Here is a 14110-nt window from a genome sequence, read left to right as displayed (position 1 = left end):
ATTCATTCATCTCTTCTTATAAATTTTCTTCTCCGTGCTTTTGTCTTTCTTCACGAATTCTAATCAAATAATCTTTTAACATTTTTGCTTCTTCTTTCGTTATGTCAGATAGAAAATTTAAATGCTCTTCTTCGCCAAAGGCTAGGTAGGATGGTTTCACACAATAAAATTTTGCTAGTTTTTTTATCATGTCGGGGTTAGGAGTTCGATTTCCCTTTTCGTAACGGGATAAATTAACACTAGAAATTCCTATCAGTTTTGCTGCCTCCTTTTGATCTAGATTTTCTAATTTTCTTAATTGAACGAGTCTTTTTCCAATATCATTCAAAATGCTCACCTCTTTTACCAGTTTGGTAATTTACTGCTTGACATGATCAAGAAAAAAAGCTATTATAAAATTAATTACCAAATTGGTAATTTGCCTTTAGGAATGTGGACGGTTCCTTGCTTATTGTGCCTAGAAATAAGCATGTTTTATATCACTTAGGTATGCCCAATATGCTTCTAATTTAGAAAGTTAAAATTTTCGGTTTTATCGTATATACAAAATGGTGGCTTTTCCAATGAAGCTTTTGACGGTAAGTCAAGTTTTTCTGATATTTTGAAAAAATGTCGTCGCATATTGCGAGATTGAATAGGATTTCAACCTTATAAAGAATGCGAATTTTGACTTTTACTTACAATTTTGACGCTAAATCAAGTCTACCTTAAACTATGTAAAACATTTGCTCATACAACTATAAGAACAGCAATAGAACTTAGATCTTGTGGTATGAACGAGGCTTTAAGTACGTTTTAATTCATTAAATATGCTCATTCGATTTACCTTATAGATGTTCTTTTTCTTATGTCGACTTGAAACAATAATAACACTATTTATTATGTCACAATGACTATTTCCGATTTTGCGTTCTTCATCATGTATTGTTTGTAAAGACAACAAAAACGAACAATTATTGAAAGCGCTATCTTATAGGGTGAACGATAAGGAAAACGATGCGTTATTCCTTACTTTCACTTGCGCGTTGGGAATGTGTAACACTTTTAGGATTTATCGTATAAGCACAAAACATTGACATTTCATCGCCATAATGGCATCGCAAGCTTTTCAAAAATAAAGTTTTTAAGTGTACCGGACGAGTTGAAATGAAACATACTAAATGAGCTTTTACACCATAAAAAGTATAAAAGTAAGGGTCTATCGAATAAAGAATAATACAACGTCTTTCTTTATAAAGAATTGGCAATATGTCAAGTTTTTATATGGGACGACAAACAGCGGGGAAGAAGATGAAAAAGTTTTATATGATTGAAAATTCGCTTTACACTTCTACATAGTTATGGGGGTGGCATACTAGTATGAAAGTGAAAGAAACAATAGACTATAGTCAATTTGAATTTTTATCGTATTTTACGAGAGCGGAATTATTTGATTTAGAGAACTTTTTGTTTTTAAGAACATATAAAAAGAACCAATTATTATTTATGGAAGGTGATCCTAGAGAGAGGATTTATTTTTTAAAGGAAGGGTTTGTAAAATTAGAAAAAGTTAGTTCGGAAGGAACCATGCTTTATGTTGACTATGTAAGAGCATATAATATGTTTCCGTACGGTGGTTTCTTTAAAGATAATTTTTATCATTTCTCAGCATCTGCGCTAACGGATATCGTTGTTTATTATATCCCCACAAGAATTTTAGAAGAAAAGGCAATGTATAATACGAAGCAAATTTTCGCTATCATTCATCATTTATCGAAAATTTTGGAATATCATGAAAATCGCCTCCAAACTTTAACCACTTCAAACGTAAGAGATAGGGTAGAGCAGTCTCTAGCATGTTTGATCAAAGATTTTGGTTATAAGGATAACGGGAGGTGGATTATCGATTTACCAATGACGTTAACGGAGCTGTCGAAATTAACAGGAGCGTCTCGTGAAACTGTTTCGCATATTTATAATGATTTAAAGAAATCCGGTATTCTTATATTAAAGGACAGGCGTTTTATTATATATGATAGGGATTATTTTACCGTGTAGGAAACCATAAAACCAGTATGGCTGTTCATGAGCGAACACCTATTTATCTCTTATAATGTGGTGTTGTAAGTTTCACGATAATGAGAAGTTGTTATCTGGTGAAGGCTAGAAAGCAGTAGCGCTTTATTTTTTTCGTTTAGATGCCTTTAGGTCATATCATTGCACTGTAGGAAAGTATGAAAGTTTAAAGGTTCATAGTATAAGCAAAACCTACGCCTTTCACCATAAGGACTTGGAGACAGTCTAAGTTTTTCCAATAAAAGCAACAAGCGATCATGTATAATTGTGATTTATTGAACAAATAAGGAGGGAAAGAAAATGAATATTCTACGGGAGGCGGAAGATCTAATAAGAAATGTAATACAGCAAGCGGTTTTAAAAACGGAGTGGATAGAGAAAATATCGGATGTTCCTCCAATTGTCTTGGAAAAGCCAAACAACGACCAGCACGGGGATTACGCAACGAATATTGCGATGCAACTAACAAAAGTGGCAAAGCAACCGCCAAGACAAATTGCCCAAGCTATTGTCGACCACATCGATGTAGCGGGTACATATATACAGAAGGTGGACATTGCTGGACCTGGTTTTATTAATATTTTTATGGACTATGATTATTTAACACCGTTAGTACCATATATATTGGAAGAACAAGCGAATTATGGCAAGCATGATACGAAAGATTATCGTATTCAAATTGAGTTTGTTTCTGCCAATCCTACAGGGGATCTTCATTTAGGGCATGCTCGTGGTGCGAGTTATGGAGATGCGCTTGGTAACGTATTGGAAGCTGCTGGTTATCACGTCGAGCGAGAATATTATATCAATGACGCTGGGAATCAAATGCATAACCTTGCTTTATCAGTGGAAGCGCGGTATATGCAAGCGCTAGGACGAGAAGCGGAAATGCCAGCAGATGGCTATTACGGGCAAGACATTATCGATATTGGGAAAAAATTAGCTGCAGATGAAGGCGATGTATGGTTGCACAAACCGAAAGAAGAGCGTTTAGCCTATTTTCGGCGCTACGGATTAGCCTTTGAATTGAAAAAGATCGAGCATGATTTAAACCAATTTCGGGTGCCATTTGACCAATGGTTTTCGGAAATGTCTTTATATGAAAAGGGCAAAGTAGATCAAGCACTTGATAAAATGCGCACATCTGGTGACATTTATGAACAGGATGGTGCTACATGGTTTCGCACGACAAAATATGGCGACGATAAAGATCGCGTCGTTATTAAATCAGATGGCAGCTACACGTATTTAGCGTCTGATATTGCTTATCATAATGATAAACTGGAGCGTGGTTTTGATCAGTTAATTAACATATGGGGAGCAGATCATCATGGCTATGTTCCGCGAATGGAAGCGGCAATCCAAGCATTAGGGTATCCAAAAGAGAAGTTGGAGACGGAGATTATTCAAATGGTGAATTTATTTGAAGACGGCGAGCGAGTGAAAATGAGTAAGCGGTCTGGAAAGGCGCTCACACTAAGGCAACTAATGGAAGACGTAGGCGTTGATGCCATGCGTTACATGATGAATACGCGCTCTTGTGATACGCATTTGGATTTTGATATAAATCTTGCCCGTTCCCAATCGAATGACAACCCGGTTTATTATGTACAATATGCCCATGCACGCATTTGTACGTTACTAGATAAAGCTGAAGCAAGTGGGTATGCTTATGAAAAGTATGATAGTTCTTTATTAAAACAAACGAGTGAAATAAACTTGTTAAAGCTATTAGCTTCATTTCCGCAACTGGTGTTGGACGCCGCGGAGAAACGAATTCCGCATAAAATAACGCAGTACGCATTTGATGTAGCTTCTCAATTGCACAGTTTCTATAATGCAGAGAAAGTGTTAGATGAAAGTCAGTTAGAAGTAACGAAAGCAAGGCTAGCGTTGCTACAAGCAGTTAAAATAACGCTTGACAACGCACTTCGTATGGTTGGTGTACATGCACCAGAAAAAATGTAAAATATTTTACATGAGAAGCCGAACAATCTAATGATAATTGTTCGGCTATTTGTATTGCAAAATATGTAGAAGGTAAATCCCGTTCGTCTGAAATGCGCTCGCCCTCGCGCGAAGTTCGCTCCCGTTCGTCGAAACTCGCTCGCCCTCGCGTAGAGTTCGCTCCCGTTCGTCGGAAATCGCTCATCCTCGCGTAGAGTTCGCTCCCGTTCGTCGAAAAATCGCTCATCCTCGCGTGTAGTTCGCTCCCGCTCATCGAAAACTCGCTCATCCCCGCGCGAAATGCGCTCCCGTTCGTCGAAAAATCGCTCATCCTCGCGTAGAGTTCGCTCCCGCTCGTCGTAAATTCGCTCATCCCCGCGTAGAGTTCGCTCCCGTTCGTCGGAAATCGCTCATCCTCGCGAGTAATTCGCTCCCGCTCATCGAAACTCGCTCATCCTCGCGAGTAATTCGCTCCCGCTCATCGAAACTCGCTCATCCTCGCGAGTAATTCGCTCCCGCTCGTCGAAAACTCGCTCGCCCTCGCGTAGAGTTCGCTCCCGTTCGTCGGAAATCGCTCATCCTGGCGTAGAGTTCGCTCCCGCTCGTCGTAAACGCTCATCCTCGCGCGAAATGCGCTCCCGCTCGTCGTAAACGCTCATCCTCGCGAGTAATTCGTTCCCGCTCATCGAAACTCGCTCATCCTCGCGCGAAATGCGCTCCCGATCGTCTGAAATTCGCTCGCCCTCGCGTAGAGTTCGCTCTCGTTCGTCGAAAACTCGCTCGCCCTCGCGTAGAGTTCGCTCCCGTTCGTAGGAAATCGCTCATCCTGGCGTAGAGTTCGCTCCCGCTCGTCGTAAACGCTCATCCTCGCGAGTAATTCGCTCCCGCTCATCGAAACTCGCTCATCCTCGCACGTAATTCGCTCCTGTTCGTCTAAAAATGTTCGCCGCCTCATCTATAAAATAGAACGAGAGGGTGTAAGAATAAAATAACCACACGCTAAATGTGAATAAACTCACATTTAGCGTGTGGGATTCTTATACAAAAGTTGTCGATATTTGCCAGTGAGATAAAGAAAAATTTCACGACTTCACCGTAATCGCTTACACACCAGGGGAAACGAAAGAAAACTAAGATAGATAGTGAAAGATAAAACATTTATTTTAGGAGGTCATTAAAATGAAACATCCATTACATGTTACGTCAGAAATTGGTGAATTACAAACTGTTTTATTACATCGGCCAGGTGAGGAAGTTGAAAATTTAACTCCTGAGTACTTACAACATTTGCTATTTGATGACATTCCATATTTACCTCTTATTCAAAAAGAACATGATTACTTTGCTCAAACATTACGCAATCGAGGAATAGAAGTGTTGTACCTTACAACTTTATTGACAGAAGCACTTCATACAGATGACTTAAAAAAGAAATTTGTGGCAGATGTGCTTAAGGAATCCAATTTAAGCATGAATGGTTCTTCGCAACAAATTGTTGATTATTTACTATCGTTTGAAACAGAAGCAATGGTTAAAAAAATAATGGCTGGTATTAGGAAATCAGAGATTCCAGTAAATAAAAAGACGCATTTGTATGAGTTATTAGATGACCATTATCCATTTTATTTAGACCCAATGCCGAATTTATATTTTACGAGGGATCCAGCAGCAACAATTGGCAATGGTTTAACGATTAATACGATGCGAGAAGTAGCTAGGAGGAGAGAATCCTTATTTATGAGCTACATTATTCATCATCATCCAAGATATGCGCAATATGATATTCCAATCTGGTTAGACAGAGACTACCCGCATCCAATCGAAGGTGGCGATGAGCTTGTGTTAAGCAAGGATACCGTTGCTATTGGAATTAGTGCTAGAACAGCGGCGAAATCTATTGAACGGTTAGCTGTCAACCTGTTTAAACGACAAGCAGATATGAAACGAGTCGTTGCTGTTGAAATACCAAAATCCAGAGCGTTCATGCATTTAGACACTGTTTTCACAATGGTGGATTACGATAAATTCACCATTCATCCAGAAATTCAAAATAAAAAAGGCGAAATGAATATTTATGTTCTTGAAAAAGGAAGAGATGAAGATACAGTCAAGATTACCCACAAAACGAATTTAATGGAGGCGTTGAAAGAGGCGCTAGGTTTGAAGGAAGTAACGTTAATTCCATGTGGTGGTGGGGATGTTATTGCGGCACCAAGAGAACAATGGAACGATGGATCGAACACATTGGCGATTGCACCAGGCGTCGTTGTCACATATGACCGAAACTATGTTTCCAATAAACTACTTCGCGAACATGGAATCGAAGTTATAGAGGTTATCAGTTCTGAATTATCTAGAGGGCGTGGCGGTCCGCGTTGTATGAGTATGCCACTTGTTCGTAAAGATATCTAAATCAATTCTAGGAGAAAAAAGAATAGGGATGAAACAGTTATTGTGAGATTTTGATCAAATGAATGTGGATAGAAGAAGGAACATCTTATCCATTTACCTTCTTCTACCCAACTACGAGGAGGAAGAAATATGGGGACAACTTTAACAAATCAATTAGCCGGTAGACATTTTTTAACATTAAAAGATTTTACAACAGAAGATATTCACTATTTGCTTGATCTTGCTAGCGATCTTAAAGAAAAGAAAAAAGCCGGCATCACGCATCGCTACATGGAGGGGCAAAATATTGCTTTATTATTTGAAAAACCGTCAACGAGAACGCGATGTGCTTTTACGGTTGCTTGTATCGACCTAGGAGCTCACCCAGAGTACCTTGGAAAGAATGATATTCAATTTGGTAAGAAAGAGTCTGTTCGTGATACAGCTATTGTGCTAGGAAGAATGTTTGATGGTATTCAATTTCGAGGATTTGAACAAAGCACAGTTAATGGTCTAGCCGAACATTCCGGCGTACCAGTTTGGAATGGATTAACGAACCAATTTCATCCAACGCAAATTCTTGCTGATTTATTAACAATTAAAGAAAATATTGGCCATCTTAAAGGCGTGAAACTCGTCTATGTAGGTGATGGCAGAAACAATATGGGAAATAGCTTGCTAATTGGTGGTGCAAAAGTCGGTATGGATGTACGCATTTGTTCACCTGAGAGTTTGTTTCCTGAACAAGACGTCATTGCTTATGCCAAGGAAGTGTCTAAAGAGACTGGCGGAAAAATAACAGTTACATCAAACATTGATGAAGCAGTTTCGGGGGCTGACGTGATTTATACAGATGTCTGGGTGTCTATGGGAGAAGAGGATCAATTTAAAGAGCGAATAGAATTACTGTCTCCTTATCAAGTAAATAAAAAAATGCTCGAAAAAACAGGGAATGAGCAAGTGATGTTTTTGCACTGCTTACCAAGCTTTCATGATTTAGAGACGGAAGTAGGTAGAGAAATTTATGAAAAGTTTGGTCTTAAAGAAATGGAAGTAACAGATGAGGTCTTTCAAAGTGAAAATTCCTTTGTATTTGAAGAAGCAGAAAATAGGTTGCACACAATTAAAGCTGTGATGGCTGCGACAAACGGAAATGTAAAAAGCTAAGAGGGAGAAACGTTTTTCTCCCTACTCTTTAAAAGAAGGTGAATAAAATGGGCGAAGACGATAAAAGGCTAAGTCTCGTTGCGTTGATTGCGCTTGTAGTTGGTTCCATGGTCGGTGGAGGCGCATTTAACTTAGCGGGAGATATTGCGCTTGGAGCCAATGCTGGTGCCGTCATTATCGGCTGGATTATAACTGGAATTGGGATCATAGCACTTGCTTTTGTCTTTCAAAATTTAACAATGAGAAAACCCGAACTTGACAGTGGTATATACAGCTATGCGAAAGATGGGTTTGGCACGTTTTTAGGCTTTAATAGTGCCTGGGGCTATTGGTTATCCGCTTGGTTAGGAAACGTAGCCTACGCGACCTTGGTATTCTCCTCCATTGGTTATTTTATCCCAGTATTTGAAGGGGGGCAAAATATAGCCAGTATACTAGGAGCATCTGTTGCTTTATGGCTCGTGCACTACCTTGTACTGCGAGGGATAAACTCTGCTGCATTTATTAACACAATTGCTACGATTGCAAAAGTAATCCCCATATTCCTGTTTCTTATCATTGCAATTATTGGATTCAAATGGGATACTTTTACATTTGAGTTTTGGGGAAGTGAAGGGTTTTCGTGGGGATCTGTTGCAGACCAAGTGAAAAGTACGATGCTTGTAACATTATGGGTGTTTATTGGTATTGAAGGCGCAGTTGTTATGTCGGGTAGGGCGAAAAATCGCTCTGATGTTGGAAAAGCAACTGTCATTGGTTTGATCAGTGTCTTGCTTATTTATATTTTAATTTCTTTACTCTCCTTAGGGATTATGCCTAGAGAGGAGTTAGCCGCATTGCCTAACCCAGCTATGGCTTATGTGATGGAAGAAATTGTCGGAAAATGGGGAGCCATTGTTATTAACCTCGGGCTAATTATTTCTGTTATGGGAGCATGGCTAGGATGGACGATGTTTGCGGCTGAATTGCCTTATGTCACTGCAAAAGATAATGTGTTCCCTAAATGGTTAGCCAAAGAAAATAAAAATAAAGCACCTGTTAACTCTTTATGGCTAACAAATGGACTCGTACAGCTATTTCTAATTACTCTTTTATTTTCAGAAACGGCCTATAACTTTACTTTTTCACTAGCATCTTCAGCGATTTTAATTCCGTATATGCTGTCTGCATTTTATCAAGTAAAACTGACTTTAACGGGCGAAACGTATCAATCAGTGAAAAAACGTAAAAAGGAAAAAATCGTCGGTGTCATTGCAAGTATTTATGCAATATGGCTTGTATATGCAGCTGGAATCGATTATTTATTGTTAACAATGTTGCTGTATGCACCAGGCATTATTCTTTATAAATGGGCATTAAAAGAAAATAATATTCAAAAACAAGATACAAAAATAGAAAGAATGTTCATGTTTATCATTGTTATCCTAGGTGTTATCGCACTAGCTGGATTATTGACAGGAAAAATAAATATTTAAAAAACTAAATATTCTGTAAAAGGAGTGGGAATATGAGAGGTAAACGCATCGTTATTGCGCTTGGTGGAAATGCGATTCAATCTGGAAGCGCCACTGCTATAGCGCAACAGAAAGCATTAAATCAAACAGCAGAACAATTAATTGAGATTATAAAACAAGGTTATCAAGTAGCTATTACCCATGGAAATGGTCCTCAAGTTGGCAATATATTATTACAGCAAATACAGTCAGATAGTGAACAAACACCTGCCATGCCTTTAGATACATGTGGGGCAATGAGTCAGGGAATGATTGGTTATTGGTTGGAAAATGCGTTAGACGAACAATTGCAGAAAGAAGGATTGAATAAAGAAGTTGCTTCTATTGTTACACGTGTAGAAGTAGATCCTACTGATGAAGCTTTTCGTCATCCAACAAAGCCTATTGGTCCTTTTTACTCCGAAGAGGAAGCTAAAAAACAAATGCAAACAGATGATGTACAATTTCGTGAGGATGCTGGACGAGGCTTTCGGAAAGTTGTCCCTTCCCCACAGCCTGTTAGCATCTTAGAGCATGCGGTCATTAAAACAATGGTTAATAACGATACTGTTGTCATTAGCACAGGAGGCGGAGGTGTTCCAGTATATCGACAAGACAATAAAATATTTGGCTTGGAAGCAGTCATTGATAAAGATTTTGCCTCCGAGACATTAGCTGAACTCATTCAAGCAGACACTTTAATGATTTTAACTGAAGTCGAGCATGTATATACGAATTATAATTCTCCACAGCAACAAGCGCTTCATGAAGTAGGGGTAGAAGATCTAAAAAGATTTGCTGAAGAAGGACAGTTTGCTGCGGGTAGTATGCTTCCCAAAATAAGGGCTGCCATCGCGTTTGCTGAATCAAAACTAGGAAGGAAATGCATTATTACGTCACTGAATAAAGCATTAGAAGCGATAGAGGGTCGTGCTGGAACGATCGTTAAAGCATAGGAAAAATAGGAGAGAATCGTAAATGTAAATGATGTGGGTGTATCTTTCCATCATAATATGTCGAAGCGGGTTAGCTTTACGTTTTGTGGATCGTATTGAAAAGAGTATAAACATGCATTTACATGTTTACAGATTCTCTCACATATTCCAGGGGGAAACTAGTATGAATAAGCAAAAGCGCCAACGCAAAATAAGAGAACTTATTATGACAAATGAAATTGGAACGCAAGCGGAATTACGCAAACGATTGTCTGACGCTGGCTATCATGTAGCAAAGTCCACACTCTCTAAAGATTTAAAAGAAATGGAGATAGGTAAAAAGCGTTTCCCAAATGGGGATAACGTATATGGCTTTTTTGAGAAGTTTAATAAATATATGAATCACCCGATAAAAAAAATGCAAGAATTATTTTCTGATACGATATTATCTGTTCATGTTTCAGGTAATTTTGTAATTGTAAAGTCAGAACCAGGCAATGCTAAAGCGATTGGTTATTTCATCGAGTGCCTTCATTGGAAAGAGATTGCTGGTATTATTAGCGGAGACGACAACTGTTTATTGCTTTGCCGAACGAAAATGGAGGCGAATAACATAGAATATCGATTTAATTCCATAAATTTCCTTACAACGACAAATTTAAAAGAATTCTAGTTTTCACAGAATGGATGCTATGTATTGGATAAGTCTATCATCTAAATACGCTGTTTCCTAAGGGGGTTTTAGGAAGTATAAATTATAGTCTTTATAGAAGATGTAACACAACGGCTTTCAACGATGATAAGCTACGTTTCCAAAGGTTACGAACAGCTGCCAATGAAAGAGCACTCTATCTTGAACTTCCTTGTGACTGGATTTACCTTCGAACTTTCTTGGTTTTGTTATTAAAAACGAATTTTTAGTACTAGGAAAGTGTAAGTTTTAAGGAATATAGTGTAAGTAAAATGATTAGCTAAGTTTTTATAATATTGAAAATCCGGTTGCTTCATGCAAGTATTATCATTTATAACTACATTGTTAGGGGAGAAGATATGGTCACTAACAAGAATAACCGACATATTTTTAAACAAAAATCAATAAAAACAAAATTACTTATTCCTTTTACACTGCTCATTCTATTTGCAGGTGGAACAGTTGCACTTATTAGTTATAATTTTACCATTAAAATGATGGTGAATGAACTGACAAATAGTTCAGAAAGCCAAATGAAAAGCATGAGTGAAACTTTTGACATGTTTTTTAGTAATACAGACAATATTATTCAAGAGTATACTGTTAATAGCTTGCTGTTGGAGTATAAACAAGAAAATCATGCGGAATTAATATCACGTTTACAAGAGACTAAAGATGCTCATGCTTCGATTGCGTTTATATATGCAGGTGATGAAAAGACAGGGGATATGATTGATCCTACAGGTGATTTAGATGAAAACTACAACCCGAAAGAAAGACCTTGGTATCAACAGGCTGTAAAAGCAGATGGAGAGACGATTTGGACGCGCCCTTATGTGGATGAGGGTACAGGAAAAACGGTGTTGACAGCAGCAAGGGCTTATTATGATAAACAGAAGTTGCAGGGTGTATTTGCTGTTGATGTAACGATCAATACATTAATGGATATGGTAAATCAGGTAAGTATAGGAGAAACGGGATATGCAATGGTACTTGACCAAGCAGGGCATTATATTGTTCATCCAGAGGAAGAAAAAGTAGGACAGCAGATGGATGAGACTTTGTTTGAAAAGTTAACAAATACGCAAAAGCAAGGATCTTTGGAATACGAAGTAAATGACGAAGAGAAAGTGATCAGCTTTGTTACAAATCCAACTACTGGCTGGATTATTGGTGGAACAGTAGATCAAGCGGAATTTGCCAGTAAAGCCAAAAGTGTCATTATACCTATTGTTGTTGCTTTGATTATCGTTATTATTATCGGTGTCATTCTTTCCTTGCTCATTACGAATCGAATAACAAAACCGATTAAATCTGTTATGTATCGCATGAATAAGATTGCTGCTGGTGACTTGAGCGACCCACCATTAATCGCACATTCAGCAGATGAAACAGGGCAACTCGTTCGTGCTTCTAATAAGATGGGGGAAAATATGCGCCATTTACTGGATGAAATGCAGACAGCTTCCGAGGCGGTTCGTCATCATAGTGAAGACTTAACGCAATTTGCGAATGAAGTACATGCTGGTACAGACCAAATTGCTGCAACGATGGAGGAACTTGCTGCAGGTTCAGAGACGCAAGCTCATAGTGCGAATCAGTTAGCTCATGGGATGGGTGAATTTGACACGAAAATGAAAGGTGTGAATGAAAAAGGGGAGCTGACGGAGACGAACTCTAAAAAAGTTCAAAACTTAACAGATGAGGGAAACAGGCGAATGCAAGTATCGAAGGAACAAATGGATACCATTTATCATATTGTTCATGAGGCGGTTGAAAAAGTAAGGGGTCTTGATCAGCAGTCAAAACAGATTAGTGAATTAATTACGATCGTTCATGATATTGCAGATCAAACAAATTTATTAGCTTTGAATGCTTCTATAGAAGCTGCTCGTGCAGGCGAACATGGACAAGGCTTTGCCGTAGTAGCCACGGAGATAAGAAAGCTTGCAGAAGAAGTGGCAACATCTGTAACGGATATTACGGAAATTGTCGACAATATTCAACAAGAATCAATGAACGTAACGACATCTTTGCAAACAGGATACCAAGAGGTGGAAGTGGGGGCAAGCCAAATTCAAACGACGTTAGAAACATTTGTACAAATCAACACATCTATCGCTCAAATGGGAGAGCATATTACAAACATGTCCAATCATCTCCGTGATATGACAGCGTCAAGCCAAGTTATGAATCGTTCGATTGAGGAGGTTGCTTCTAGTGCAGAACAGGCTGCTGCTGGAATAGAAGAAATATCTGCGACTACAGAAGAAACAAGTAGTTCTATGGAAGAGATTGTGCGTAATTCAGAAAAAATGGAGAAGTTAGCAGACGAGCTTCATCAGATGATGACGAAGTTTACATTTTAGAGAGATCATTAATAACGTGAAGAAATCGCCATATCGATGGTAGTCATTTATTTGATGTCGCAGTTAGAGCCATACTTGTTAGCAATGAGAACCTATATGGATTAGGTGAGAATATTTGTGTATAGCGGATAAGAAACATCAAATAGGATAGGTTGACTAAACATTTATCCCCTGTTTAATGTTTTGAAAAAAAGCAATTTTATTCCTAGTTTACAGAGGGAATGCATTGCTTTTTTTCACTATAGGAAAGTATAACTTTTTAAATGGTTTATAGCATAAGAAAAATGATAGCTATCGTCATGATAGCTAAGTTTTTCTGAAATTTGTTTGACAAAAAATAAAGTGGTCGCCTGGGTTCCATACGTGCAAATGATCAGCAAGGTAACCTCGAAGCCATAATACATCGTTAATTCTTCTTAGGTAGAACCCTTTAGGGAAATTTATTCAGGCGAACTTTTGTATTGTTATGATAAGAACCCTTCGGAATAAAATCAATTTTAAATTGTGAAAGGTTGCTAGAATCATTAATGGTACTTTTTATCATTCGAACAGCATTTTCACATTTAGTATCTTCTGTATTGCTCGCTGGTTTCGACCAACTTTGACTGTTTTCACGTTTTCGTAGTTATTTCTGATATAGCTTTCTACAGATTTCTCAGCTTTTTGGATGGTTAGGCCATCACTAATATTGTTGGAAGAATTCACATTACATCCAACAAGCATTATGGTGATAACTATAAAGGAAATAAGATGTTTCCACATGGCGAATACCGTCCTGTTTAGTCGCACGCTTTCTCTTGACATTCTTCTTTTATTTTTGGGAACCCTTTTTCTACACTAATGCCATCTACTGAATAATTTTCATTTATGGTTATTGTAAATTTAAACTCTTGATTTACTTTTCCTTTTGACTTCATAGCCCCCATTGGACTACGATATGGCTCTTCTACTTCGATAGTCTCAACGCCTTCAAAATTATTCTTAATAAAATTTTGAGTCGCTTCCTTAGCTTTAGCGATTGTTTGATCATCGTAAATATGCTCTTCTTGGTTCACATTGCAA

General features: G+C 38.2%; 10 protein-coding genes and 1 pseudogene. 8 read left to right on the top strand and 3 right to left on the bottom strand.

Translation table 11 applies throughout. From position 1 onward, the window contains the following. Positions 1-16: 16 nt before the first annotated feature. Positions 17-337: a helix-turn-helix domain-containing protein gene (locus D9780_RS17435; protein WP_305847181.1), complete on the bottom strand. Its 321-nt coding sequence runs from the start codon at positions 335-337 to the stop codon at positions 17-19. A gap of 1022 nt (positions 338-1359) precedes the next feature. On the opposite strand from D9780_RS17435, the gene D9780_RS17430 reads away from it, so the two are divergent. The 8 genes from D9780_RS17430 (at position 1360) to D9780_RS17390 (ending at position 13048) form a co-directional block, all read left to right on the top strand. Then, positions 1360-2037 carry a Crp/Fnr family transcriptional regulator gene (locus D9780_RS17430; RefSeq protein ID WP_073008341.1) on the top strand — a complete coding sequence of 226 codons (678 nt, stop codon included), beginning with the start codon at positions 1360-1362 and terminating at the stop codon, positions 2035-2037. A gap of 318 nt (positions 2038-2355) precedes the next feature. Next, the gene (argS, locus tag D9780_RS17425) at positions 2356-4023 is read left to right on the top strand and encodes an arginine--tRNA ligase (protein ID WP_121641001.1); all 1668 of its coding nucleotides are present in this window, start codon (positions 2356-2358) and stop codon (positions 4021-4023) included. A 1158-nt stretch (positions 4024-5181) separates the two neighbouring features. Next, the gene (gene arcA / locus D9780_RS17415; protein WP_077701858.1) at positions 5182-6414 is read left to right on the top strand and encodes an arginine deiminase; all 1233 of its coding nucleotides are present in this window, start codon (positions 5182-5184) and stop codon (positions 6412-6414) included. 129 nt (positions 6415-6543) lie between these two features. Next, positions 6544-7560, top strand: a complete 1017-nt coding sequence (gene argF, locus D9780_RS17410; RefSeq protein ID WP_121640999.1) for an ornithine carbamoyltransferase — start codon at positions 6544-6546, stop codon at positions 7558-7560. 47 nt (positions 7561-7607) lie between these two features. Then, positions 7608-9035 (top strand): arginine-ornithine antiporter, encoded by a 1428-nt coding sequence (gene arcD, locus D9780_RS17405; RefSeq protein WP_073008329.1) that lies wholly within the window; start codon positions 7608-7610, stop codon positions 9033-9035. 32 nt (positions 9036-9067) lie between these two features. Continuing rightward, the gene (gene arcC, locus D9780_RS17400; RefSeq protein ID WP_121640998.1) at positions 9068-10009 is read left to right on the top strand and encodes a carbamate kinase; all 942 of its coding nucleotides are present in this window, start codon (positions 9068-9070) and stop codon (positions 10007-10009) included. A 163-nt stretch (positions 10010-10172) separates the two neighbouring features. Continuing rightward, complete coding sequence (locus tag D9780_RS17395) at positions 10173-10661, top strand: arginine repressor (protein WP_162985916.1); 489 nt, start codon at positions 10173-10175, stop codon at positions 10659-10661. Between the two features lie 377 nt (positions 10662-11038). After that, positions 11039-13048: a methyl-accepting chemotaxis protein gene (locus tag D9780_RS17390; protein ID WP_121640996.1), complete on the top strand. Its 2010-nt coding sequence runs from the start codon at positions 11039-11041 to the stop codon at positions 13046-13048. 306 nt (positions 13049-13354) lie between these two features. Here the strand turns inward: D9780_RS17390 and D9780_RS21475 are convergent. Both D9780_RS21475 and D9780_RS17380 read right to left on the bottom strand, forming a co-directional pair. Next, positions 13355-13489: pseudogene (locus tag D9780_RS21475) on the bottom strand (helicase); the annotation flags it as partial. Positions 13490-13827: 338 nt separating this feature from the next. Beyond that, complete coding sequence (locus D9780_RS17380) at positions 13828-14103, bottom strand: hypothetical protein (protein ID WP_121640994.1); 276 nt, start codon at positions 14101-14103, stop codon at positions 13828-13830. Between the last annotated feature and the right edge of the window lie 7 nt (positions 14104-14110).

The organism is Virgibacillus sp. Bac330 (genome assembly GCF_003667845.1).
Taxonomy (GTDB): domain Bacteria; phylum Bacillota; class Bacilli; order Bacillales; family Amphibacillaceae; genus Virgibacillus; species Virgibacillus chiguensis.
Note: the sequence above shows the minus strand (reverse complement) of the source record. Positions and strands in the feature narration are given on the sequence as shown.

Excerpts from the sequence above, each read along its gene's own strand:
- D9780_RS17390 (WP_121640996.1), top strand. The coding sequence starts at position 11,039 with ATGGTCACTAACAAGAATAACCGACATATTTTTAAACAAAAATCAATA.
- D9780_RS17430 (WP_073008341.1), top strand. The coding sequence starts at position 1,360 with ATGAAAGTGAAAGAAACAATAGACTATAGTCAATTTGAATTTTTATCG.
- arcA (WP_077701858.1), top strand. The coding sequence starts at position 5,182 with ATGAAACATCCATTACATGTTACGTCAGAAATTGGTGAATTACAAACT.
- arcD (WP_073008329.1), top strand. The coding sequence starts at position 7,608 with ATGGGCGAAGACGATAAAAGGCTAAGTCTCGTTGCGTTGATTGCGCTT.
- arcC (WP_121640998.1), top strand. The coding sequence starts at position 9,068 with ATGAGAGGTAAACGCATCGTTATTGCGCTTGGTGGAAATGCGATTCAA.
- argF (WP_121640999.1), top strand. The coding sequence starts at position 6,544 with ATGGGGACAACTTTAACAAATCAATTAGCCGGTAGACATTTTTTAACA.
- argS (WP_121641001.1), top strand. The coding sequence starts at position 2,356 with ATGAATATTCTACGGGAGGCGGAAGATCTAATAAGAAATGTAATACAG.
- D9780_RS17395 (WP_162985916.1), top strand. The coding sequence starts at position 10,173 with ATGAATAAGCAAAAGCGCCAACGCAAAATAAGAGAACTTATTATGACA.